This is a genomic window from Janthinobacterium sp. NKUCC06_STL (genome assembly GCF_019345455.1).
Taxonomy (GTDB): domain Bacteria; phylum Pseudomonadota; class Gammaproteobacteria; order Burkholderiales; family Burkholderiaceae_D; genus Janthinobacterium; species Janthinobacterium rivuli.
The window spans coordinates 276,284-300,898 of record NZ_JAHKQY010000004.1; the positions used below are offsets into that span (position 1 = coordinate 276,284).

The 24,615-nt window shown below is 51.7% G+C and carries 18 protein-coding genes and 3 pseudogenes; 14 read left to right on the forward strand and 7 right to left on the reverse strand.

Going from position 1 to position 24,615, the window contains the following annotated elements; translation table 11 throughout:
* Positions 1-492: 492 nt before the first annotated feature.
* From KO539_RS16875 to KO539_RS16900, 6 genes are all read left to right on the forward strand, one after another.
* Complete coding sequence (locus tag KO539_RS16875) at positions 493-4,248, forward strand: hypothetical protein (protein ID WP_219310632.1); 3,756 nt, start codon at positions 493-495, stop codon at positions 4,246-4,248.
* 96 nt (positions 4,249-4,344) lie between these two features.
* Entirely contained in the window at positions 4,345-5,109 is a 765-nt protein-coding gene (locus tag KO539_RS16880; protein WP_219310633.1) for an abortive infection family protein, read from the forward strand.
* Positions 5,110-5,153: 44 nt separating this feature from the next.
* Positions 5,154-5,429, forward strand: a complete 276-nt coding sequence (locus tag KO539_RS16885; RefSeq protein ID WP_219310634.1) for a hypothetical protein — start codon at positions 5,154-5,156, stop codon at positions 5,427-5,429.
* A 245-nt stretch (positions 5,430-5,674) separates the two neighbouring features.
* A complete protein-coding gene (locus KO539_RS16890) occupies positions 5,675-7,480 on the forward strand; it encodes an ATP-dependent endonuclease (protein WP_219310635.1) in 1,806 nt (601 codons plus the stop codon).
* Positions 7,473-9,254, forward strand: coding sequence for an ATP-dependent helicase (locus tag KO539_RS16895; RefSeq protein ID WP_219310636.1), 1,782 nt, complete (start codon positions 7,473-7,475; stop codon positions 9,252-9,254). The genes KO539_RS16890 and KO539_RS16895 overlap by 8 nt, the downstream gene beginning before the upstream one ends.
* Positions 9,255-9,285: 31 nt before the next feature.
* Entirely contained in the window at positions 9,286-9,975 is a 690-nt protein-coding gene (locus tag KO539_RS16900) for a hypothetical protein (protein WP_219310637.1), read from the forward strand.
* A gap of 608 nt (positions 9,976-10,583) precedes the next feature.
* Here the strand turns inward: KO539_RS16900 and KO539_RS16905 are convergent.
* From KO539_RS16905 to KO539_RS16920, 4 genes and pseudogenes are all read right to left on the reverse strand, one after another.
* The gene (locus KO539_RS16905) at positions 10,584-10,886 is read right to left on the reverse strand and encodes a hypothetical protein (protein WP_219310638.1); all 303 of its coding nucleotides are present in this window, start codon (positions 10,884-10,886) and stop codon (positions 10,584-10,586) included.
* Between the two features lie 263 nt (positions 10,887-11,149).
* A pseudogene (locus KO539_RS30240) lies at positions 11,150-11,362 on the reverse strand (transposase domain-containing protein); the annotation flags it as partial.
* A 571-nt stretch (positions 11,363-11,933) separates the two neighbouring features.
* Positions 11,934-12,668, reverse strand: a complete 735-nt coding sequence (locus KO539_RS16915) for a PaeR7I family type II restriction endonuclease (RefSeq protein WP_219310639.1) — start codon at positions 12,666-12,668, stop codon at positions 11,934-11,936.
* A 3-nt stretch (positions 12,669-12,671) separates the two neighbouring features.
* A complete protein-coding gene (locus KO539_RS16920) occupies positions 12,672-14,336 on the reverse strand; it encodes an Eco57I restriction-modification methylase domain-containing protein (RefSeq protein WP_257626322.1) in 1,665 nt (554 codons plus the stop codon).
* 622 nt (positions 14,337-14,958) lie between these two features.
* On the opposite strand from KO539_RS16920, the gene KO539_RS16925 reads away from it, so the two are divergent.
* Both KO539_RS16925 and KO539_RS30720 read left to right on the forward strand, forming a co-directional pair.
* Positions 14,959-17,235, forward strand: a complete 2,277-nt coding sequence (locus KO539_RS16925) for an McrB family protein (protein WP_219310640.1) — start codon at positions 14,959-14,961, stop codon at positions 17,233-17,235.
* 3 nt (positions 17,236-17,238) lie between these two features.
* The gene (locus tag KO539_RS30720) at positions 17,239-18,804 is read left to right on the forward strand and encodes a DUF2357 domain-containing protein (protein ID WP_219310641.1); all 1,566 of its coding nucleotides are present in this window, start codon (positions 17,239-17,241) and stop codon (positions 18,802-18,804) included.
* On the opposite strand, the pseudogene KO539_RS16935 reads toward KO539_RS30720, so the two are convergent.
* Positions 18,752-19,299, reverse strand: a pseudogene (locus KO539_RS16935) (IS6 family transposase). The gene KO539_RS30720 and the pseudogene KO539_RS16935 overlap by 53 nt on opposite strands.
* A gap of 377 nt (positions 19,300-19,676) precedes the next feature.
* Here KO539_RS16935 and KO539_RS16940 point away from each other — a divergent pair.
* From KO539_RS16940 to KO539_RS16955, 5 genes and pseudogenes are all read left to right on the forward strand, one after another.
* Positions 19,677-20,480, forward strand: coding sequence for a hypothetical protein (locus KO539_RS16940; RefSeq protein ID WP_219310642.1), 804 nt, complete (start codon positions 19,677-19,679; stop codon positions 20,478-20,480).
* 33 nt (positions 20,481-20,513) lie between these two features.
* On the forward strand, positions 20,514-20,837 hold the full coding sequence (locus KO539_RS16945) for a hypothetical protein (protein WP_219310643.1): 324 nt from the start codon (positions 20,514-20,516) through the stop codon (positions 20,835-20,837).
* Complete coding sequence (locus tag KO539_RS16950; RefSeq protein ID WP_219310644.1) at positions 20,821-21,696, forward strand: hypothetical protein; 876 nt, start codon at positions 20,821-20,823, stop codon at positions 21,694-21,696. The genes KO539_RS16945 and KO539_RS16950 overlap by 17 nt, the downstream gene beginning before the upstream one ends.
* A gap of 107 nt (positions 21,697-21,803) precedes the next feature.
* Positions 21,804-21,932, forward strand: a pseudogene (locus KO539_RS30250) (IS6 family transposase); the annotation flags it as partial.
* A 24-nt stretch (positions 21,933-21,956) separates the two neighbouring features.
* Positions 21,957-22,703 (forward strand): hypothetical protein, encoded by a 747-nt coding sequence (locus tag KO539_RS16955; protein ID WP_219310645.1) that lies wholly within the window; start codon positions 21,957-21,959, stop codon positions 22,701-22,703.
* 65 nt (positions 22,704-22,768) lie between these two features.
* Here the strand turns inward: KO539_RS16955 and KO539_RS30585 are convergent, their stop codons facing one another.
* Positions 22,769-22,990: a hypothetical protein gene (locus KO539_RS30585; protein WP_307789156.1), complete on the reverse strand. Its 222-nt coding sequence runs from the start codon at positions 22,988-22,990 to the stop codon at positions 22,769-22,771.
* Positions 22,987-23,361: a hypothetical protein gene (locus KO539_RS30590; RefSeq protein WP_307789157.1), complete on the reverse strand. Its 375-nt coding sequence runs from the start codon at positions 23,359-23,361 to the stop codon at positions 22,987-22,989. The genes KO539_RS30585 and KO539_RS30590 overlap by 4 nt, the downstream gene beginning before the upstream one ends.
* Before the next feature lie 417 nt (positions 23,362-23,778).
* Here KO539_RS30590 and KO539_RS16965 point away from each other — a divergent pair, with 417 nt between their 5' ends.
* A complete protein-coding gene (locus KO539_RS16965) occupies positions 23,779-24,588 on the forward strand; it encodes a hypothetical protein (RefSeq protein WP_219310646.1) in 810 nt (269 codons plus the stop codon).
* Positions 24,589-24,615 lie beyond the last annotated feature (27 nt).

Sequence of the window (24,615 nt, forward strand, 5' to 3'; positions counted from 1 at the left end):
TCTTTTGGAGCCGGTCTCTGTCTATAGTGTGGGTTAGGCGTTGTGTTCTGTATATTATGTGACTTCTACCGGAGCGGACTGCGACTTGTCCTATTAGGGTACCAAAAGGTGCGAAGTGCCCTTTTCCGCAATCTAGTCGTGATTAGTCAACTAATCACGACGAACCCGCTGGTAGGTGTAGCGCCTCGCATTTCAAACCGACCGTGCTCGCATTCGACGCCGATCTCGGCTCGAATTAACTGCAAATGACGGAGGGCCATGCTCACGCTATTTGCAATTGAGCTTGCATTCGACGGCGCCGGCTCACCGGGCTTTTTAGTCGAAGCCAATCCCAGGCATTCTGAATCTGTTTCGCGCTTGGAGCGGTGCGGATCCAGGCTCAATCTAGGCTAATGCGCTATGGTAACAATCCGCACTCTCGCTGAGATATAATTGCATATTAATTAATCATTTCTAAATAGGCTGACTGCCTCGCAGTTTGGAGAAAGCAATATGCAATGGATCGACGAAAGGGCTCTTGAGGCATGGGCTGATCGGATGAACGCCCGTGACATGCTGATGGCCATGTTAGCGGATCTGATCCGCATAACGATTGACGACGCGTCCAGATTCCGTTTTCCGAGTGGCGAGGTTAGCCAGTTGCGAGGATGGGATGGTGACTTGGAAACGACTGAAGCCAAGAGCTTAGTGCCAGCTGGCAAGTCCAAGTGGGAGTTTGGCACTGGTCCCGGGGCAGCAAAGGCAACTGCCGACTACGCAAAAAGAACTAATCAGACGCCGGTTGCCGAGATGGCTGAGAACACCCTGGTTCTCGTCAACCTCGGCTCGTGGAATACGCCGAGAAAAAAAATTCCAGAGTGGGAAGACGATTGCCGTCGGCAAGGCAAATGGAAGGACGTCAAATACCTTGACGGAGTTTCGCTAGTTCAGTGGCTGAAAGACCATCCAGCAATTGCTGCCAGATACTCTCGTGATGTTCTCGGGAACTCTCCGCAGGAGGGCGCCTTGAGCACCGACGAATATTGGGAAGAATTCAGCACACAATTCAAGCCGCATCTTACTGAGAAGCTTGTTATCGCCGATCGGCAGCGAGAAGCAGACGAGTTGATCGCGAAGCTTTGCGGGCCTGCTGACTCATTCATGCTTGGTGCCGAAACATCTGAAGAGGTGATTGCCTTCGCTGTGGCGGCAATTCGAAGTGCTGCACCGGTCGTTCGCGAATCACTTGAATCCAGAACGCTGATTGTCCGAACTCAAGCCGCTGCTCGATTCTTGGAGATGCATACCGGGCTAGTCTACATCGCAACGGGTGGGGCAGAATCACTGGTTGGGGCGCTCGGAAAAAAATGCCCCACGCTATCTGCTGCGACTGGTGTATTGGCCAAGCGTGGTGCTATGCTAAAGCGCCCAACCGCCTCGGGCATGGTGGATGGCTTCATGGAGATGGGACTTGATCACGGCCAAGGTTATGAGCTAGCACATCGATGCGGGCGCAGCTTGACCATCTTGAAGCGGCTGATCAACAACAAGCCTCCGGTTGACCCGGTCTGGCTGCAGCATGCCTCTGTACTTAAGCCAGCATTTCTCGCAGGCGGGTGGTCAAGCGATCTCGAGAATGACTGCGCCGTTTTGAAGGAACTGGGAGACTACCCGGCCTACGTGACGTTGGAAGGCATGCTGATGCCTACGCTTAGCTTGCCTGATCGACCCGTGGACAGAGAAGCTGACGTCTGGCAGGTACGAGCCCCGGTGGATGCATTTTTCTTCTATGGCAGTCATCTGACCGAAGCTGACCTCGCACGATTACGTTGCGCAATTGTTAAGGTGTTCAGCAAACAGCCGGAACAGCCGTCGCGAGACCAAAAATTTAACCAAGCGAAGGCTGCGGCCGCGGACTACAGCAGTTGGCTGCGCGATGGACTTGCGTTGTCATTACTCATTATCGCGTCCATGCATTCAATTACGGGGCTACATGTCAAAGGCAAGACGCCCCAGCAGTACGTCGACGATGTAATCAGCGATCTGTCGGATTGGGGAAAATCGCATCATTCGATTCTGCGTCTCGGCGATCAAACTGCGCTACTCGCAGAGGCCGCCCCTAACCCTTTTTTGAAGGCCCTCGAGTCTATGCTCGAGGGCTCCCCTGAGCAGATCTCACAGATATTCGAAACCGGTCACGACCACCTTTTCGGCTCGTGGAGTCCTCATGTGCGTGTCCTCTGGGCGCTTGAGACAATTGCTTGGGATCCACGATACCTCAATCGTGCCACAATCGTGCTAGCCAAACTTGCACAGCTGGATCCTGAGCCGGATTCGAATCACGTTAACCGGCCGATCAATAGCCTGCGCGATATTCTGTTGGGCTGGTCACCAAACACCTACGCACTGCAACCCCAGCGTATCGCATGCCTTGATGCTATTCTGAAGGTGTGTCCCGACGTTGGGTGGCAGTTGCTCAAGAAACTTCTGCCGCGTCATCATGAATCCAGCTCTCCGACGCAGCATCCGAAATTACGAGACTTCGCACCGGAAAAACCTGAAGAGATTACCTTTGGCGTGGTGTGGGACTTTGAGGCTGCTGTCATAGATCGTGCGCTTGCCGTTGCTGGCGATGATGAGACCCGCATTGATGTCTTCGTCAAAGTATTAGGACAACTTCAGCCATCAAATCGGACGAAGATACTCGCCTGCATCGACAGCTACCTCGCTGCTCACCAAACGGTCGAAGGCTGCAATGTATGGCACACACTCAAGGATGAGGCGGCTCGCAATGAGTACTTTAGTAATTCAGACTGGGCTCTTAACAACGACGAGCTAGTTGCTGTGCAAGACGTGGTCGAACGACATCGGCCAGTTGATCCCCTCGTATCTGACCGTCATGTATTTGATGACTGGACGCCGCACGTTGGCAAATACGAAGCAGGCTTAGACGACTTCGATGACTCCACTGACCTGCGAAGGGTCGTTCTTCAGAAAGTGCTTGACCGTGACCGGGTGTCCGGCATCTTAAGGCTCGCGGGGATGGTTAAATTGCCGGACCTACTTGCTCAGGAGCTAGGCCACCTCAACATCACGCTTGACCAAATGTTCGAGCTCATGAAAGGAGCACTCGACAGCTCTTCACCGCCAAGTCTTTCTTACTACGTATCAAGCGCTGGCTACTACAAATTCGGCGACCAGTGGAAAGACGCATTCAAGGAACGTGTTTTAGGGCAAATAGCAGATGACGCTGTAAAAGCTAAGCTCTTACTTGGTTGGCCGGCTACACCTTCGACTTGGAACTTTTTAGAAAACATTGGCGGCAATGTGCGTGAGCACTACTGGCGGAACGCGGGCTTTCTGCCATTCCAGGCTCCTCTCGACGAGTTATTATTTGCTATTGAGCAGTTTCGAGGCGTCGGACGGGACATTGACGTATTGAGCCTACTACATAAACGCGGCAAAGATTTACCATCAAGTTTACTGATGGACATGCTTGAGCAAGGGGTAGTCCAAGTAGGCAGCGGAAGTAAACAATTAGGTAATATGTTGCCGTACTACATCGGTCAGGCGCTGAAGGAAGTGAGAACTCGAAGCGATATTGCAGAATCGGAAATAGCGAGACTGGAGTACGCCTACCTGCCTTTGCTACGTTATGAGAATGAACCTCTGACCATTTTCAAAATTTTAGCATCTGATCCCGAGATATTCGTCGATGTGCTTTCGCACGTTTTTAGAAGCAAGATTGCACCGCCGGACCAAGTCACCACCGTCGAGATGAAAGGCCGAGCAGAAGTATCATTCGACTTACTCTCAGCATTTAAGACCGTGCCAGGTCTGTATAATGGAAAAATCGATGCTCAAGTGCTGTCTGAGTGGGTTGTTAATGTTCGAACACTTGCAGGTGACAAGGGTTTCAATGAAATCGGCGATCAGCGCATTGGTTACGTTCTCGCTTACGCACCGCAAGATGTCGATGAGCCATTTTGGCCACCATCAGCGGTGTGCCAAGTAATCGACGCGGTGGGTGCTGAGCATATTGAACGAGGGTTTGCCATCGAGTGTTTTAATAAACGCGGCGTCTATAGTAAGGGCGTCAACGAGGGAGGGGAGCAAGAGCGAAAGTTGGCTACTCGTTACCGAGAGTGGGCAGAGTTGACCTTGGTGTACCCACGGACATCGGCGATGCTGCTAGGCATATCGGATAGCTGGATTCGTCATGCGGAGAATGAAGATGTTCAAGCTGAACAGAGCAAGATGAAGAGGTAGAATGAAAAGAAGATATGTCAACTTGTTCTGACGAAGGAAGATTTGCGAGAGATTCTCAATCGTATTAATGTACGTGACTAGCACAAGGAAAAGAACATGTCGGCATTAGATGAATTAATTGAAGATGATGTCGCGCGGAAGCGAGCCTTTGTCGCATTGAAAAAAGCTATCGATAGGTGTTTTAGTGTCTCGGACTGGCGCGAATTTGCAATGGAACACGATGTTCCGTACATTGAGGGCCACGGACGGCTGTTGCGAAGCCTTCAGTTCGGTGACGACGACTATGGCAGTTCAATTCTTCAGGTTCTCAATTACATGGGGGACCACCATGAAGATGCGCTCAGAATTCTGATGCGTCATGACAAACTAGAACGCAAATTGAAAGATGATGCTCCAGAATTGTACGCGGCCATCCATGATGATGTTGCACATATTGTCGTGGAAGATGAGAGCCTTACAGCTTCTGAGGTCGTGCGTCGGGCCCTGTCAGATGCTAAGGAATTGATTCGATCAACGGGTGCCATCAGTGCTGTTGATAGGGTTCATACGGCCTTACATGGATATTTGCGAGATATCTGCGACGAAGAATCGCTTAGCTATCCAAAAGACGCTAGCGCGCAACAACTGTACAAGGTAATCCGTACTAACCATCCATCCTTCTCGGCGGCTGGCACCCATGAGGAAGAAATCAAGAGAATTGGCAACAGTATGGCCGCAGCTTTGGATGCGGTGAATACATTGCGGAACCAAGCGAGCGTGGCGCATCCCAATGCAGATTTGCTGGACGAAATTGATGCAAAACTCGCGGTCAACGCCGCACGTACATTATTTAACTATGTAAGTGGAAAAATTTCTGAGTAATTGCAATTTATATATTTCATAACGCTTTACAAGGGAAATTAAAAATGACTGCAGAAGTTAGAATCGCTTTCGATGGTTATAGCCTCATTCGGTACAAAGTAGACCAGAAGAGCTACCAAGATAAACTTGAGATAAATCTTCCAGAATATTCGCTGTTGTTCACTATTGCCCCTGACAGTCCAATGTCGGTAGGATTTCCTTTTGCCATAAATATGCTTTCTGGCATAAATTTTTCTTCGGATAAAGTAATGAACGCCGTAAAAGAAATTTGGCCATCAGTGATAAATACTGCATATTCTAACGACACGACCGAACTTTGATAATCCAACGAAAGGCAAGCCGGGTAGGTTGGTGCTGTCGTTGTTGCGCACTGACCTGGTGATAATCGACGAACTCGGCTAATTGGAAGACTGCGAAGACGCTTACCAATAGACGTCATAGTCGCCGACTGATGCGGATTGTTATCAGTAATGCCGGCCCAGAATTTTCTTGAATATTTTGTTATAACCTGCGGTAAACTGAGCAGGTGTGGCGAAATGGCAACCCGATTTGGGTTGATCACAGTTTGACCAAATTCAAAAACGGAGACATAGTGCATCTGGCAAAATTGAGTGTTCGCAACTTCCGCAATTTCGAGTCCATCGACATCCCCTTGGTCGGCAGCGTTGTTTTATTGGGCGCTAACCGTGTCGGAAAAAGCAATCTCCTCTTTGCGTTTAGGCTGGTGCTCGACGCCACACTTCCCGATTCAGCGCGGCAGCTGAAAATTTCCGATTTTTGGGACGGCTGTGACCTGACGAAAGACCAGCAAATCGAGGTCCATGTCGATCTGGCAGATTTCGACGGCGACGACGCACTGGTAGCATTGCTGACTGATTTCCGGACTGCGACCGATCCCACGGTTGCCCGACTCAGTTATATCTTCAGGCGCAAAGCGGAAGTAGCAGGCGTGCCGTTGTCGAGCGAGGACTGCGAGTTTATTGTGTTCGGAGGTGGCGACGAAGCGCGCGCCGTTCCGAGCCGGGTACGCCGCCGCATCGCGCTTGACATGCTTGATGCGTTGCGTGACGCGGAAGGTCAACTTGGGTCTTGGCGTAATTCGCCGCTACGCCCATTGCTCGAGGATGCGGTGGCGGCAGTGAGCCGGCCGGACTTGGACCTGGTGGCAGCAGATCTGGAAGCGGCGACCAAAAAGATGGAAGGCTTCCCGTCTGTGCAGGGCTTGGAGGCGTCCTTGCGTGCAGGCATCCTCGACCTCGCTGGCAAGGCTTACGATGTGGACGCGCGCCTGCGCTTCGCGCCAGCCGATCCCCTGCGCCTATATCGTTCCCTCGGCATGTTCATTGACGGTGGCAAGCGGGGGATCGCTGAAGCCAGCCTAGGTTCTGCCAATGTCGTTTTGATTGCGTTGAAACTGGCCGAGTTTGCATGGCGCCGCGCGAAGAACGAGCGCAATTATTCTTTGCTGTGTATCGAAGAACCTGAGGCCCATCTGCATCCGCAACTGCAGCGTGCGGTTTTCGACAAGCTGTTCCAGACCACCGACACCGCGCAGGCGCTGATCGTCACCAGTCATTCTCCGACGCTTGCAGCTGCGGCGCCCTTACGCTCGATCGTCAGTTTGCGTGTCGTGAATGGCGCATCCAAGGCATTTTCGCTTGCTGCGCTTCCTGTGTCGCCCGATGAAATCGACGATATCGAGCGCTATCTGACCGCGACCAGATCGGAATTGCTGTTTGCGCGTGGCGTGATCTTTGTTGAAGGGGATGCAGAGGATGCGCTGCTGCCTGGATTTGCCCATGCAATGGGGATGGATCTGGACCGACTCGGAATTACGGTCTGCAATGTCGCCGGAATCAACTTTATTCCATACGTCAAGCTTGCTGGAAGTCTCGGTCTGCCGTTTGCGGTCATTACCGATTGGGATCCGCTTGATGGAACGAAACCTCCTTTAGGTAAAGCGCGGACACTTGGGATATGGGACGCTTACTGCAGCGTCTCTGGGACGATCCCCATGAGCCCGGATGACCGCTCACGGTTTGAGGGGGCGGACTTCGCCACTTTTAGCGCCGGATTTGCGAAAGCGGGAATATTTCTTAACGACCAGACTTTTGAGGTGGCAATCGCGCAAACACCCCAGTTGCTTGATGTGCTGTTGACCATCCTGAGCGAACAAGGCTTCGGGGCCAAGCGATCTGCCCGTATCACAGCTTGGCAATTTGGAACCGCAGTCGATCCGGACCAGCTACTGGCAATGGTGTCCGACATCGGCAAGGGGCGGATGAGTTCAAAACTGGCCAAGAAGTTACCGGGTTTGAAACCGCCTGCCTATATTGCCGCAGCAATCGATTTCGTAGCGTCCCGTGTCTAAAAGTTTCGCCCTGACAGAAGCACTGGCGCAGCTTGCCGGCAACTCGGAACAGGACGATGCTGCACGTGTGCGCACGCACTGTGTCGTACTGGCGGGGCCGGGCAGCGGAAAAACCAAGACGCTAACGACAGCCATGGCGCGCACCTTGATTGAGGATGTTGCCGACCCACGTGGCGTGGCATGTATCACCTACAACAACGAGTGTGCCATTGAACTGGAGACGCGACTGGCGAAGTTCGGCATTCAGACTGGCGAACGTACGTTTATCGGTACGGTACATAGCTTTGCACTGACACAGGTAATCGCGCCTTATTCGCGATGCATAAAAGGCGGTTTTTCAGGTAATTTTCGTGTTGCAACTGCTCAGCAGACGCGTGCAACGGTCGAAATGGCGTACAACGTTGTGTTCGGTGATGGCGGAAATCCCGCGGATCGTTGGCGATTTGCCGAAGTAAAACGTCGTCGCGATGTAAACCGCACGCTGCCTGCCTGGAAGGAAAACAACCCCGAGCTTGCCGATTTCATTGAGGCTTACGAGGCGGAGCTGCGCCGCAACAGCCTAATCGATTTCGACGACATGCCGCTCCTGGCGTACCGTATGGTCAGCGAGCATAGGTGGATTGGTGACGCATTGCGCGCGCGCTTCCCGGTACTATTCGTGGATGAATACCAAGATCTCGGACACGCGCTGCACGAACTGGTGCTGTTGCTATGTTTTGCGGGAGGCATTCGCCTGTTCGCCGTTGGCGACGTTGATCAGTCGATCTATGGTTTTACCGGTGCCAACCCTGAACTCCTGCAAAGCTTGACCAGGCGGGCTGACGTTGAAACTATCCAGCTGAAATTTAACTATCGCTCCGGATCCAAAATTATTCGCGCATCATTGGGGGCGCTAGGAGAGGAGCGTACCTATTGCGGGGTCGATGGTGCACCAGAAGGCGTGGTGACATATTGCCCGGTCGTAGGCGGCCATGCTGAACAAGCAAAGCACATCGCAGATGTTGTTGTGCCCAACTTGCTGATAAGTGGCTTCCACTTCGAGCAGATCGCGGTCCTTTACCGTGCAGCCAAGCTGGGAGACTATGTGGCTAATGCGCTCAAGGCAACCAATGTTGCATTTGTCCGTACCGATAATAACGCGCTCGTAAAGCGGAGTTCACGCCTTGCGCGATTCATTGAGAGTTGCGCTGAATGGGTAACTGGGGGATGGCGTGGAGCAGACCCTCCCTTTAGCCGCTTGCTCAGACAAGCTATCGGCTTGATTTACGATGTCCGGGCCACTGAGAACGAAACACAGGTTGTATCAGATCAATTGATACAGTTTCTTCGCCATGGTATCGATGCCAACGAGACCACGCATACATGGCTGCTTCGATTACACCAGCAACTGATTGTACCCTGGCAAAAACTTACCAGGAATGCGCACCAGGAGTGGAACCTCTGCATGGAGATGTTAGAGAAAACCGATCCAGCACTTGGACGTGACATCCCACTCAACGTCTTCGCAGGCCGCATGGAGGGCACTGGCAGGGTAACCTTAAGCACCCTACACAGCGTCAAGGGGCGCGAATTCGACGCCGTCATCATGTTTGGCGTGAATAACGGAGACTTCCCGAATTGGCACGACAATAAAAATGCCGTGGCAACTCGCGAAGCGCGTCGCCTGTTTTATGTCGGTGTTACGCGACCGAGAAAAGAGCTTTGCCTGGTGTACGAAAAGGGAAATCACTCACCATGGATTGCTGAATTGCACGAACGAAGCAAACAAAACTGAAGGTAATCTAGCTGCTCCATAGCGCCCTTTTATGCGCATGAACCTCCTCATTCAGCCATCTATGTCACCTAATATCGAAACCCTATTGCAGCGCTCGGCAGAGTTTGAACTTGCACTGCTCGCAGAATTTCCTGAACTGGAACTACGATTGGCTGATAGCGGCCCTAAATTGGAACTCGTGGGCATTGCAGCCATGGTCTCCTTAGAACACGGATCTGTGCTCAGGAAAGCATTTGAAATTGGGGCGCCAAATACTGGCGCTGCGCTATTGCGCCTGCAGTACGAAGCGCTTCTCAAAGCAGCATGGCTGCTTTTCGCGGCCACGCCCGACCAGGTGGATAAGTTGGCACAGCCTTTGGAAAGTGAGGCTGAGCAAGCAGCCAAGCGGCTACCAGGATATCTTGATATGCTGGAAGCAGTACAAAAGACTGGGCCTGCTGGACTCACACAGCCACTGACTGAGTTCAGCCAATACTCACGACATGCGCTGAATTCGTTCGTGCACACTGGCATTCATCCTCTGAGCCGCACAAAGGAAGGTTTCCCTCTGCCATTGGCGGAAAAGATACTCAAGTTTACCAATGCTCTTAGTCATCTGGCCTATCGTGTCCTGGCGGTGCTGTCAGGCGAGCAGCAGCGTATGAATCAAGTTACAAAGCTGTATATCGCCTTCGCAGATTGCCTGCCAATGACTACAGCAAATGAAAGGAATCCGACGTAGCTAGGAAAAACTTACCGGCTCAGTCTTGGACAAGGAATTGAATCGCCACGAGTTCGCTAGACGCTCTTCAGACGCTCAAAATATTGCTTTTCGCAATTGAGCGGGCTAGGAGTTTGGTGATGACCAGTCCACCGCCAGCGTGCGAAATCATCGGCCTCATCGAGCGTTTCAAGCGGATTGTGGGCCAGGCTGTCGTCGCCAACTGTGCCGCTATAGCGCTCAGACGCAGGCGCTCCAATGCTGACTCGACGGGATCTGACATCCTTACCCTCATCCTTCGCAGCCCGTCATGGCGAGGGCAGACGAGCTTTTGCTTCAGCGCGGCATGAGTCTCTGCAGGGTAGGGGAGATAGACAGGCCAGACCCGATATCGTCGTTGGATCAGGCGCCTACAAGATCGCACGCTAGGAGCCTGGCAGAACACCCAGGCCCCAGCACGATCCATCGGTTTCTCATCTTTCAAGAAACATGGATCAGGAGTATCTAAGATACTGGCGCAGATTCACTATGCGGCTAGAGCAAACGTCTATTTTGGCGTCATGCCACCAAGTGCTATAGACGATATTAAAGAAAAGATGCCTGCAGCAAAAGTGCAGGCATCTTTTGAATTAGAAAGGATAAGCTGGAGAAAGCTCTTTGTAGTTACTTCCGATCCAGCTCATGACTTTGGCGCGGCCTTGAATGGTGGCGGGCAACTTTTCGTGCACCATCCATTCGCAAATTTGGCGAGTCCGAAGAGCCAAGTCTGCCTTGTTTTCGCCCACGAGCGAGTTCAAAAGGTATATTACTTCGTAGCCTTCATGGCGACTAAAGCGATCAGCATCCGCGGCCGTCTTCGTAGGGTCATCCCCAGGAACGGCGGTCCAGCTGTAATCGTCATAGTTGAGATCGGTTTTTTTGATTTTAGGCATGTCGGTCTTCCTCATGAGTAGTAAGGAAACATACATTGCGTCAATGCATTGTTATTTCAAGTATCTTTTTTCACCATGCACACACAAAGCGAGCAAAGATTTGTTTGCCTGTCGTGTAAATTTACGCGCCATTCGGACGGCAGCCAGTGGTTCTCAGCCACCCTAAGCAGCATAGGTAGCGCACCTTACCGGCTCGAAAGGTCAGCCGCCTTTTTGTAAGTATAATGCCAGCGCCGACCAGATCTCTGCGTCGAGTTGCTAAGTCATGGCACCACATCGCTGGGAAGCAGCACATTCTTGCCCTTAGAATATCCACAGCGTAGGTCCAGAGTCGGCTGTCGTCGCTCCAGGAGCTCGGCCATGCGCGCAAGTACATAGCGCAGCCAAGCCTCGGGATCGATGCCATTGAGCTTGGCCCTCCCAATTAACAAGTAGGTCGCAGCGTCGCGCTCGCCTCGGTTGTCAGCGCCGCCGAAGCTCAAGCAGGTTTTGCTAGTGCGCGGCAGGAGTCTCCGCAGGGCAGGGGGAGGAGACGAGTCAGACCCGATCGCGTCGTTGGATCAGACATCTACGAGATCGCAGCCCAGGTGCCTGGCAAGACCCCAGACCCGAACACGATCGTCGGCTCTTCAGCTTTCAAGAACCATGGATCAGGAGAGTCTAAGCTACTGGTGGCGACTCACTAAGCGGCCCGGGCAAGCCGCTACTTTTGGGTGCTGCGTAGCAGCATGATGGCCCTTCGTGAAGGCAAGTCCACCTCCAGCGCGCAAATTCCTCGATATGAACGAACGCTTCAAGCAGATGATGGGCCAAGCTGTCGTAGCCAACTGTGCCGTTATAGCGCTCAGAAGCAGGCGCTCTGCTGGCTCGGTCGGCTATGTCATCCTCTGCAGCCCGTTATGGCGAGCGAAGGCCAGCTTTTGCTTGAGCGCGGCAGTAGTCTCTGGACGCACGGCAGGAAGAGTAGGCAAACCGGGCGCGATCTCGTCGCTGCGCGAGTTAGCAGTATCGGCAATCCCATCAAGGTTACAAATGCGACGAAACCTCTTAGCGTGCCGCCTCCATGGCTATATGGCCTGCAAGCGCTGTCACAAATGCCTTTAGACCCGTTAACTCAGAAAGCTCGACGTACGCTCCTGTGTTACCAGCATCGTCAGGAGTGGCAATGATGGCTGCTGACGTGTATAGCTGCTCCTGCACCAACCTCTGGCAAAGCATATCGTAACGTTTTAAGTAAGATGCGCCTTGGAAGCCGGGAAGAACTGGAAAATGCTTAGATGGGTTACGAACGGGTGATCGTGACTTAGCAGCATCTTCGACAACCATCAACCAGCCGACAAACGGTCGTGGTTGCTTTCCAAATGCACTCTCGCGAAAAGCGATGTTGAAGTCGTGTGCCGTCCCAATCGCTTCCTCTGTTCGATTATTAAAGTTATTGCCAAACGAGGGCCCGACCTGGCTCTTAAGCTCGATCGCAGCCACAAGCCTATTTTTGTGAACAACCAATAGATCCCATTTTTTTGTAGGCCTGAAATAACCTGGAAGCGTAACCAGCGCCGAGGTCAAGTGGATGTCAGTGTGGCTGAGTCCATTAGCTTTTACGATATCCAAAATAAGAGAGATGAAACCATCGAGATTCTTGCCTCCGGTTACACTACCGCGCTGACCTTGATCGATAACTCCAGACTCTTCTTGTTTCTGCTTGGCCTTCTCTCGATTACCCCAAAATGCCTTGATAGCGTCCGCCGCTTTTTGTTCATAGTTTGCAAGATCTAACGCCATTTTTTACAATTTCTCTTGAAGAGCATCTTGCTCTTGTTGGGTGAGTGAATACAGCTCGGCAGTTGCTGTGTTGCAGGCCGCGATATCGTAGTTAATTGCTGCTGCGGCCAGCTGATCGCGAATTTCTGGAGCCACATCTTTCCACTCGGGCAGACGAATGCGTCTAAGATATTGAGCTTGGAAACGCAGGTAACCCCCTCGCATCTTTGTAGAGTAGGTGGAGATAAAAAGACGTGTCACATCCGAGAGCAGCACCGCTTGCAACGCTCTCAGATCCCAGGTCTCTGAAACCACGAAATACAAGTTGTGGTGGGGATACAAGCGCCCCTCTTCAAACACAACTTGGGCTTCACCTCGAATATCTGGAATCAATAGTTTAGCGCGGCGAGCAAGCGCTGGCGTGATTCTATCAATGGTCCTAAACCATTTCTCGGGCGACTTCTTTGCAACGTGTCGCCCTTCAATTTGCGCTCGGTGCTTATCTAAGTAGCGTGCCAACTTTGGGTATTTTTCCAAATCGACAAGCGGACCTTCGTCTGTGAAGGGGTTAATGACGCCGTAGCCCTTCCAGTCCATACGACCTGTGGCCAAATCTCTCCCCATCGCTAAGGGCAGCTTGCGATCCGGCTCAACATCGAGCTCATCAAATTTAGCGATGAACGCTTTGTCCGCACCTGTCGCGACCCCAATTCCAACTTTACAGCCAGCGTCCTCTAGCGTTGGAAAAGAATTTTCCAAACGTCGGACGAGGTCTGTTTGAATAGATGTTGTCAAAATCCAGGGTTCAGCACCAACTGCTACATTGTCGAGCGATTTTATGAATGGCGCCAGTTCGCCGTCAGCCCTGAGCGCAGCTGATAGCTGCCTAAGTGTTTGCTCGTCGAGCAGTGGACGCTCAGCGACTCGCGTCGGTCCTGGGCGGTCGGCAGATATGACTGTAATGGCTGGGTAGGCACTGACCTCCGAGTGAAAGGCATCCGCGTCGACCATGTCGACATAGGCACGAAGATGAAAGCGGCTTGCTATGAGATTTCTAAGTGGGCCACCATATTTGTTTTTCATCCAGCGGTCTGAGCAAATAAAGCTCAACTGGCCTCCCCCTTTCAACAAGTTGAGCGAGTGCTCCATAAAAGGCACATAGAGGTCTGCGCGGTCATAGAGCGTAGCGAAACGCTTTCGATACTCCTCCAATAACGGCGCAGGAATAAGCTCCTGTCGAACATATGGAGGATTGCCAACGATGTAATCAAAATTCACCCTGAGCTCAGCAAGCAAATAATCCCCATGCACAAGCCATGCATCTGCAATTTCCGTTGCGACCTCAGGTGGAAAGTCGCCTCGTCGCAGCATCTCTATGACGGCAGTCCGAGTGCTCTCAAAAGTTTCCTCATGAAGCTCCACGCCTTGAATGCAGTGCTTGATTGATCCAACTGTCTTGCCTGTGGCAAGCGCTCTTGAACGAGCAGCTAATAAACGCTCAACTGCGGCAAGAAGGAACTCGCCCTGCCCGAAGGATGGTTCCAACAGCGAACGGTTATAAAGGTCTTCTTCAGAAGAATATCCCACCAAATCAAGGATGAAATTCACAACATTTCTACGAGTAAAAACAGCACCTCGGCTCTCGGAGCCCGTGGCCTTCGAGAGCTCTAGGACCGCGTCGGTGATCAAGCAGTGTCCAGGAGCAGAGCGATTTCGCAATGAGATTGGCTCATGGATTGGGAATAGCATCATAGGGGAGTGACTTTGTGTGCGGTAATAACAAAATTCTTGGCTCGCGACAGGGAGCGCTGGCGACGAATTTTACCAGTCTTCCTGAGCTGGACAGCTCTCTATTGGGCGTCTATTGGATATTGGCGGGATGTGGCCGTTCACTAGAGGGGGGACAACTCAATGTTTCAATCTCCCAAAATTGAGAGAAACCGGCCCCAAGAGAACATGATAAAGAAGTAATTTTCTATTGTGGCAGCGAGCCAGATTGACGATCTCGCCCCTCAGCAGCTTCTCGCCATGGGCGATCCGCAATTTGAAGGTTATCGGCAGGTCAGTTCTAATACACAGAATCTGTTTGGCCTATGTAGCCTCGCGCAGCTTGCGCCTGAAGGTCTGAATCAGTCCACAAGGGATCATTCCGCCAATATTTTTCATTTCGGCAATAGTGTGTCATAGTAATGTTTGCCGAACGCAACCAAGGCGAGAGTAAGTCGTTGCACTGTCTTTTTCAGACGTGGCCGCTAACATCTTACCGTCGCCTACCACTTCAGTTTGCTTCCAAACGATTTCAGGAACCCATTTGAATCCTACACTGTCATCCGATCAAGATCTCCTCCAAAGTTGTGAAAAAGCGGAAGAGCAGCGCCAACGTAGCACAAAACAAACAAAATGGATGGATGACGTAAGACGCCATGTAGACATGGTCGCAACTGCGTCTAGCGAAGAGTTCAAGACCGCGTCGTTCCAGCGCAAATTGTGGAGTAGCCAGGCGATATCGAGTTTTGGTCGGGGTGGCGCCATCCCCGTCGATCCTCTACACACCGACGAAAAACTTATTGAGCTACTCTGGAAACTGCGCATTGGCTCACTTCCCCCGCCAGGCCAGGAACGAACTAATTATCTGATTAGTTTGTTCAAGGAGTGCGAAGCGCACATCAGGACCAAGTTACCCAAATTTCCACGCTTGAAGCTGTATAACGTCTTCGCCTCGCTGGCGCCAAGCGAATTCGGTACGTTGTCGTTCACTAAATCCTTGCGCGAACTGGCAACGGAAATGGGAATCAATGCGCCCGTCAGCGTGCATGCTGTGGCCGTGCATCGGGCTGTACTGGACCGTCTGGAGGCCGTGATAGGCAAAGTAGACGCGCCGCCGCAGCATGACGGTGTCGCGCGCATGACCCTGCCTTGGTTGCTGTTTAGTCGTCTCCCAAAGCAGACCGATGCGACCACAGAGAGTAGTCCAGACGAGCTTCCAGGCGAAGACCGATTGGTACCGCTGCCAGCTGATCGACGCCGTCGCAGAATGCTTGCCATTGCTGGCTCGTTTACTACAGTGCGCAGCATGCTAGAGTTTGCAAAAAACGGTTGCACGAGAGAGGACTTCAAAGAGCACATCCTCTCGATCAATCCTCGTCTATCCCCGCAGTCCATCAACGGCAACCTGAATGCCCTGATCGGTGAATGGGGTGTGCTGGAAGCCAATGGTGACCAGCTTTCACCGACCCCCCTCGGACAGGCTGTACTGGAAAATGAAAGCGCGGATCCGGAGGACGTTTCCGATTGGCTGATTACCCACATCCTCGGATTCGACCACACCCTATACGCGCTACGCCAGGCAGATGCGACTCGCGATCAATTACACGCCATATTAAGCAAGGTCAATCCGGGTTGGACCACTGACTTCGTACCTAAAACGCTCATTGACTGGCAACGTGCGCTCGGCCTGCTGGAACGCAATTCGCAGGGTCTGTACACGCTCACCGAAGACGGTCGGAATTGGGCTAGCCGCATCCACTGGATGCCAGAATCTCTGCCGTCCGAGCAAGGCCATTCAAGCGAGGAGGCCGACGACGCAGTAACACAGATCGGTGCGATCCATCGGCCGCCACTTGCCGACATTTGTGCTGCGTTCCCTACAACAGTGGTTTTTCCTACCGCGGTTGTCGCTCGCCTGGATGCAAGCTTGTGGAGCAACGTACGGCGCCACTTCGCCATCTTGGCAGGTCTCAGCGGCGCTGGCAAAACTCTGCTCGCGAGAAATTATGCACTGGCACTTTGGCACGATCAACCAGAGGCAAGCCGGGGACTTTACACCGTCCCGGTGCAGCCTGGCTGGCATGATCCGGCCAGCTTGTTCGGCTATATCAATCCTTTGGTTCGCGATTCCTACACGCGTACTGGGTTCCTTGATTTTCTGCTACGCGCCAGCGGGGATCCGAGTCGTCCGTACACAGTCGTGCTTGATGAGATGAATCTTTCGCATCCAGAACAATACCTAGCTCCGTTGTTGTCGGCCATGGAAACCGGTGACGAGATCGAACTACATACATTCGATGAGGATGTCGGTGGCGTGCCGCCACGCATTCGCTACCCGAGCAATCTCTTGATCATCGGCACTGTCAACATGGACGAAACCACCCACGGTCTTAGCGACAAGATACTTGACCGTGCCGCAGTGCTTGAATTCTGGGAGGTAGACATCGCCTCCTACCCGGGCTGGACAGGTCTGGCTTTGGTCGACGCTGACGTAAAGTTAGTTCAAAAGGTACTGCACGAGCTCGCGAGCGCTTTGCGCCCTGTGAAACTGCATTTTGGTTGGCGCACCATCGGCGACATCCTCGGCTACATCACGGCAGCCTGCGAAGGCAGTGCAATTGATGTCCGCACTGCGCTTGACCATGCGGTCTTTTCAAAAATACTTCCCAAACTTCGAGGTGAAGACAGCAAACGCCTCCGGACTGCGTTTGACAGTACTTACGCCGTGCTCAATACCACGCAGCTAAAGGAGTCGACTGCCAAGCTCTCGGAACTGCGTGAAGACTTGCGCGACACTGGCAGCGCACGCTTCTGGCGTTAATACATGTACCACTTGCGCTGCAGCGATGCCAACGGCCCTCCATTTGAGGTCGGATCAAACACTGTACCAACTTCCGGATTCCGGGAGCAGACTCACTATTTATTGGAACTGCACCACGACACGCCATGCGTGCTAGTTATTGATGACGTGGTTATTAATTGCGTTCGCGATGCTGACTATCACCAGTGGGGATGGCAACCGCAATTCTTCGCCGGCACGGTATTAGCGGAACTATTTGATCACAACGGAGTGCTCCTGGCCGACTACCGCTTGGACGTCACGCCGGCACCTAACAAACTGGGCCAAACAGTCCTTGAAAGTATCGTCAACGAATTGCTTTTAGCCGACCCGCGGCTCTTGTTTGGCGAAGAATCGGCGCGGTCGGCGATCGGTGCAGTTGGCGACTACGGCAATCTCCACCTGGAATATAGTCGGATCAAGACATTCGGACCACTGCTACTGCAATCAATACGACAGCTCTGCCATCGCCCCCTGACACGACTACAGAGAGATCGCCAGTTGGTGCCGCCACACCGTGTCCGCCGTTTCGATCAAGGCAGTCTCAGGGCATTGGCGCGCGCACCGCGCGTGCTGGCTGCTTTGTGTGATATAGACAACAACGTCGCTACGCCCGACCAGCTGCTATTCGATGTACCGGTATCACGCGAAGAGCTCGACACCCCAGCTCATCGTACTTTGTTGTCAATACTTCTAACCGTGGTGCGTCGCATCCGCAAAGTACGCATCGAACTAGAACGCCGAAGCATTGGTGAGCGTGTTAGTAAGTTCCGTACGCCAACGACACCGCGACTAGATTATCGTCGAAAGATACTCGACGACTTAGAACAGGCATTGCGGAGGCAGTGCCATGCCGCCCCTTTTGCCGCAGTACGACGCGCAGAAGTCTCAGCAGCCGGCCTGAATGTAATCTCAGGCCACCCTCTGTATGCCGCCGCCTACCGGCGCGGCTGGCAGATCCTGCGCCCTGGCATAGACGGCCACCGCGACGGGGAGATGCTGCCAGTCAGCCCAACTTGGGAAATCTATGAGCGCTGGTGCTTCCTACGCTTGACTGAAGTGTTACGTAGGCTGTTCCCGACGTTGTCGTGGAAGCGACGTACCGTCGCCGGCACGATCGACCGAATACTCGACACGGGTACGGCCGATGGCATCACAGTAACGGTCTATTTGCAAAAGAGATTTCCTGCAATGGACAAGAAAAAAGACAATGCACGGTTTTATAGCATTTCAGGGGAGCGCCGTCCCGACATTGTCGTAACATACATGTCTGTCAAACGTCAGCACTGCGTGGTGTTCGATCCGAAATACAGCGTATCCAGAACTAGCGTATTGGCGGCGATGGAAACTGCACATCTCTACCGCGACTGTCTTCGCTGGAACAACCGCGCTCCCGATCTAGTGTTGTTATTGATACCAGCATCAGGCGAAGCCAATTGGTTAGAGGAGCAGACCTATCATTCGACGCACCGAGTCGGAGTCCTCCCTCTATCGCCGGCTAGCGGTACGGAACAGTTGCAATTGATGCTGCGACAACTGCTATTGGATTGATAACTCGGTGGTCCTGTTCCACGATATTGTTGAGGTATTTGATCTGGCTCTCCAGGATCGGCATGTCGCGACTGGCATTGATCGTATCGATGGCCGCTTTATTCGCGCCACTCTTGTCCTTCGCAACCTTGCCCGGATCGTCGTTCAATTCTATCGCCTTATTGAATAAGCACTTCGCGGCAGTCATGTCACGCTTCGCCGTCAGCAGGAAGTCGACGGTCTTTCCCAGCTTGTCGACAGCGCGATATAGATATGTCCAGATACCCTTGACCATGATATACGTCTCATCCATCCGCCAACCGCCGCCGACCGGAAGATTATGCTTGTGAGCCATCTTCTCGATGAGTGGACGGAAACGGATCACCCATCGATTGATCGACGAATGGTCGACCGACACGCCACGCTCCTCCGTCATTTCCTCGATGTTCTGGTAGCTGAGCGGATGCAGGCCAAGATGACATCGATCGGGAAATGCATTCCTTTAAAATTGAGCATACCGCGCCGTCAAATTTTCGACAGCGCAGCCTACCCGAGGCCGCAGCTGCGTCGCCAATGCGACAGAACCGTTCAACTTACCATTCCTTTCGTTGCCGAAATGAATGTCGGCTGTGAGAACAAAAACTGCCGACGTTACCTCCCAATGAACGCTACAAATACATAACAAACCAAAATGATGAAAGATATGCAAATCGCATTATCTATAATGCCTCGGTGCATGAAATAGCAACTCATATCAAAAGAAAGACTTCCAACTTACCAAGTGCTTGGCAAACCACCGTCGGCTCGACAAAAAATGTTACCAGAGAGCAACAATCGAACGGCCTATTTTAGGTAGAATGCCATTTGTATTTCTTTTTACAAAGAGGGAAAACATGAAAATTATTGTTGATGGACTATCAATTACAATGCTTGAAAATACTCTAGCTCAATCTATAAATACCAATCTGGGAAAATTTATAGAAGAAGAAATGCAGCTCGCCTATCATGGATTCTTCTCTAGGGATGGAGACCAAAATTTTGCCGACCTCGACAAATACTGCGGCGACTTAGTCGGAACGATCGGTGGTGTAAGAGCAATCGTGCTTGAGGTCAAACTCAAAGAAGGTAATCAACTACCAGCGTACGACGAGGATCAACATCGTGCGCTTTCCGCGTTGGAAGAAAATAATGTACCGGTTCATTATTGCTATAATGGCTACAACCTGAGAGTAGGCAGACCGAGCAATACTGATGTGAACTCCTATCTCGCCTGTGAACCATCAAATTTGGGTGGGAAAACTCCTAAATCGGCAGAACATGAAACCCTCGGCAAGGTTGCAGAGTCCCTTGTAAATTCAGGTAAGGGAGGATTTGATGAAGCAGTCTATTCCCTCGCAGTCTTAAATATTTGCAGTGATCTTACGTTCGAACTCTCCCAGATGACAGCAAAGTGCCTGCTTTTGCTATACAGCCAAGACCTTCGAAAGATCTGTTTGTTAGACCATATGATGGCTGAGCGCTTGGTGCGCACAATGCAAGCAAAAAAATTCACCGCACAGAATAAGGGAAGTGATGAATTTTTTCGGAAGCTCGAAGAATTCTCGAGTACGCTTCGTCAGGCATTACACACACTAGAACATCCGGATCCTAAGCCTTCTCAAGAAGATGATTCATTATATTCCGCACCTGGTTTTTAGTACAATACTGTTCCCATTCAACGGAGATGATTTTTGAAGAATAAAACGATAGTTTTTAGTGGGATCTTTCTTGCAATATTTATTTTTACGGTGCTGATATTCGACAAAGCCAGTGTGGAAATAGCATACAGAGGCGTCAAGGCGACCATCACCGGCGAAGGTAAAACCAGTCTAGGATCACCAAATCCACCCCAATCGGCCTCGTCGAACACAATCGCATTAGGCGGCGATAACCAGTCTGCAGAACTCACTCGTCCAAATGCATCTTTGAAAATTTCTACCGGCGACGAATCTATCGTTGTAGTGGGCAACAGCGGCCCGATTTCGATCCGAAGTAACCATGCACCAAAACATTAAGCGGTACCTAGGTGTGGCCCTCACCACGCTCGCGCTCTTTCCCGTGTCTATCTGGGCTCAACCGACGGTTAAGGTCACCAGCGGCACCCGTTCCGTAGTCTTTCAAGGAAATCATGGTTCGGCATCTGTGCACTACGGGGACACGACCAACGTCTACTCTGCGGAACGATTGGGAAAAAAGATCGTGATCAGGAAGATGTACATAGTGCCCTTCGATCAATTCACTACCCATGGATGTAGTCCCGGTATAGAGTTCAAGCGTTGTGGTGATTTCTACGAAGCAGTACAACTCTATCTGGAAGTGCAGAGCATCTGGCCAGAGCCTGTTTTGATTACAGCAGGCCACCTGGAAATTATTTCCCCGAAACACAATTTTGGTCTTGGTCCACCACCAAGCAGCGGTGTACATTCATTAGACGAGATGATTACTGCCAATAACAACCCAGAGGAATTTCTTATTCAACCGGGAAAAATCAAAATCTTTAACTTCAGTCGCGGATTCCGACTCAATGGAGTACTTGAATTTTTTGACAAAAACTTGTCTGATGCAGAGATCCAGACCCATATAGTTCCGTATGTATTTTACGATCTGAGAATTGTCGATGATTTCAATCGTTTTTTGAAGAAAAAGTACGGCACGAAAGCCGCGCTGAAAATATCCTTGTTCGAAAAGGACTATCAACCACTGTTGATTACCGTAGCTAAATTGGGTGATGGAACTGATTTTTTTAGTCGGGGAGATCCTACAAAAAGGAACGGTTATAACTTTCAGCACGACCGCTTCGTGGCCGAGGTTTTATATCAGCTTCGTGGTGGAATGGAGCCGCTCCACTTGCGTATGCTACAGAAAATTAAATAGACAGATTGCATAAGGTTCTGTCGAATCGGCGGCGCAGCCGCAGTCGCAGCCTTGGGTAAGCTGCACCATCGAAACTTTGGCGGCTCGGCGTACTCAATTTTAAAGGAATGCGTTTCCTGATCGAAGTCATCTTGGCCTGCATCCGCTGGTATGCGGCTTACCCGCTGAGCTACCGGCACATCGAAGAATTGATGGAGGAGCGAGGCGTATCGGTCGTCCATTCATCGATCAACCGGTAAATATTTGTAATGAGGAGAGTTGTGGAAGATTTTTTTAAAACGGTAAAGGCACAGCTTTATGAGAGAGTTTCAAGTCCCCTTATGTTTTCCTTCTGCGTTTCTTGGATTGCTTGGAACGCTCGCTTGATATTGGTCGCAATATCATCAATGGATCCTGAGAAAAAATTTGATCTGATCGATGCCACTTTGTACGAAAATGGATGGATTTGGCTCGGTCGCTGTGTGATTGGGCCACTTGTTACAGCATTAATTTATATATATCTTTATCCTTTCCCTGCACGGGCTGTCTATCGATATAATCGAGAGCAACAGCGGGCGCTTAAAAAGATACAACAAGAGATTGATGATGAAACCCCGCTTACAAAAGAAGAAGCAAAGGAAATTAGAGATAATGTGCGTAAGGTAACTGCTCAATTTGAGTCCCAGTTAGAACAGCGAGATGCCACTATTGCACGCTTGAAAAGTGAAGTGGCGGATTTGAATGAACTTATAGAAAAGAGTCAGCCTGTTACCCCAGACCCGTCTGAGACCGATGCCCTGAACGATAGGCAGCAAAGATTGCTTAAGGAAATTGCAAGTTCAACGAAGCCTGTCTCAGAGGACATGATTCTCACTCTTGCTGGTGAACATAGATTGAAGGCTCAGCATAATCTGGATGTGCTCTTGAAAAGAAAGATGATTGCACGTGAATTTTCATCCGACCTCGGAGGATATAGCTATATTGGGACAGAGCGTGGTCGAGCATATCTTGTTGAAAGATCCCAATAGTCAGTTGAATCGGCACGATTGATGTAGGCACTTTGTTGCCATCATTAATTGCGAAAGGACACGCGTTAGTGAAAATTCCGGCTCTTCGTGTCAAGCTGGCCGAGCAGATGCGAGCAATCCACCAGCCGCTTTGCGATCAAGTTGCGCACGCCACTCCTTGATTGCCAGATGTCGTACACCCCCAAGAGGGAGGCATTCATCAGTTCGGCGCGTTGCTTTTCTACCAGCGTGGGCCAGACGATGATGTTGATGGTGCCAAATTCATCTTCCAGAGTGAGGAAGATCACCCCTTGGCCGTCTCCGGCCGTTGCCTTACCGTGACTATGCCGCAGCCCCTGGCCAGCTGGCCATCGCTGAAGGTGTTCAGAATATCCGACGGCACAAAGCGCATTTTGTTGAGGCGCTCGCGCAAGAGAGCGAGCGGATGACGGCCCAGTGTCAGGCCGACATGCCGGTAGTCCGCCACGATGTCATCGGCTTCCGTGGGCGGCGCCAGCTCCAGCACGGGTTCGGCAAGGGTCGTCGCGCGCATCAAATCCCGCTCCGGCACGCTCGCCGCGGCATCCCACATGGCCATGCGCCGGTTGCCCGTCAGCGTTACCAGGGCATTGGCCGACGCCAGCGCCTTCATATCCCCCGCATCGAGTTGCGCGCGCATGGCAACATCGCGTGTATTGGTAATCCCCCCATTTTTAGAGCGCGCTAAAAGTAGAGGTTAAGCGGCCGTGGCAAGCTTCTGTTTTTGGCGTGATGTCGGCAAGTGCCATGCTAGGCCGGCCGTGATTGGAAGTCCACCGCCAGCGCGCAAAATCCACGATCTCATCGAACTCACAAGGAAGACGCTAAACTACCAAACATCGGCTCAACGATTTGAGCAGTGTGTGACGTTGACCGATTGAATCCACAACATCAAGCAAAGACCTTCCTAAAATGCTGGATATATTGCGCAGTAAGCAATCTGGCCCATGCCACTCGACACGTTGGAGCAGGTTCAGGCAAAGTAGTAAATAGTGCGTTGACTTGCGCACATTGTGCGCGCACAATGTGCGCAAGCCATCACTGTTTAGGAGCACACATGCCGTGGAAATACGTTTATCCAAGTACGGTTGCAACCGAAACCGACACCAATACAACATTTAACGTAAAAATCGGAGGATTGCAGAGCACAATTGATGATTTAGAGCTGATGCCATCGGCTAGCTCGAAGCAGAAATTTGATGCGGTAACTATGCACAAATTGCGTGCCGAATTCTGGGATGCGTTTCAGAAGGAGCAGCGCCGTAACGCAATGCGATATCTGGTCGACAACAAGTTCGGCAGCGATACCCTGCAGGCGTCGATTGCGATCCAGGACATTACGAAGAAGTCGGTATCACATCGGACTATCCAGGCATGGCTGATGGAGCCTAGTGCGCGCAGCAGCCGCTCGTGTCCTGAATGGGCTCTACTTGCGCTCCAAGCATTCGTGGACGCCCCTGCGAATGCCAACTACCTCAAGAGCTGCGAGAGGATTGCTTTGGGTACGTCCTCTTATATGCCTTACTCGACCGCAGTCGATGTTAAATACGGTGTCAAGTATGCCACTAACGCGATTGACAGTGACGAAAAGCGGCAACGCGAGTGGAGCGGTGCGAGCCTCACTTCATTACCACTTATGATCCGCCAGTTCGAGAACAAAACTGAGCGTCATTTTGAACATGTGGATCTGCATGTGCACGCGATGTGGCACGCGCTGCGGGAGGCCACGGATTTTGACGATTTTAGGAGGCGCGTGTTGGATGAAATAAAAGACAAGGAGATCGGGAACATGATGCTCCGAAAAACACGCCAGGCTATCGAGCATGGCACCGATGAATTCTCGAACGATGAAGAATTGCCAAAGTAGTCAATCAGCGCCCCTTAGAGCGGCCAC

Excerpts from the sequence above, each read along its gene's own strand:
- KO539_RS30720 (WP_219310641.1), top strand. The coding sequence starts at position 17,239 with ATGTACCACTTGCGCTGCAGCGATGCCAACGGCCCTCCATTTGAGGTC.
- KO539_RS16940 (WP_219310642.1), top strand. The coding sequence starts at position 19,677 with ATGAAAATTATTGTTGATGGACTATCAATTACAATGCTTGAAAATACT.
- KO539_RS16900 (WP_219310637.1), top strand. The coding sequence starts at position 9,286 with ATGCGCATGAACCTCCTCATTCAGCCATCTATGTCACCTAATATCGAA.
- KO539_RS16905 (WP_219310638.1), bottom strand. The coding sequence starts at position 10,886 with ATGCCTAAAATCAAAAAAACCGATCTCAACTATGACGATTACAGCTGG.
- KO539_RS30590 (WP_307789157.1), bottom strand. The coding sequence starts at position 23,361 with ATGCGCGCGCAACTCGATGCGGGGGATATGAAGGCGCTGGCGTCGGCC.
- KO539_RS16950 (WP_219310644.1), top strand. The coding sequence starts at position 20,821 with ATGCACCAAAACATTAAGCGGTACCTAGGTGTGGCCCTCACCACGCTC.
- KO539_RS16880 (WP_219310633.1), top strand. The coding sequence starts at position 4,345 with ATGTCGGCATTAGATGAATTAATTGAAGATGATGTCGCGCGGAAGCGA.
- KO539_RS16965 (WP_219310646.1), top strand. The coding sequence starts at position 23,779 with ATGCCGTGGAAATACGTTTATCCAAGTACGGTTGCAACCGAAACCGAC.
- KO539_RS16885 (WP_219310634.1), top strand. The coding sequence starts at position 5,154 with ATGACTGCAGAAGTTAGAATCGCTTTCGATGGTTATAGCCTCATTCGG.
- KO539_RS16875 (WP_219310632.1), top strand. The coding sequence starts at position 493 with ATGCAATGGATCGACGAAAGGGCTCTTGAGGCATGGGCTGATCGGATG.
- KO539_RS16915 (WP_219310639.1), bottom strand. The coding sequence starts at position 12,668 with ATGGCGTTAGATCTTGCAAACTATGAACAAAAAGCGGCGGACGCTATC.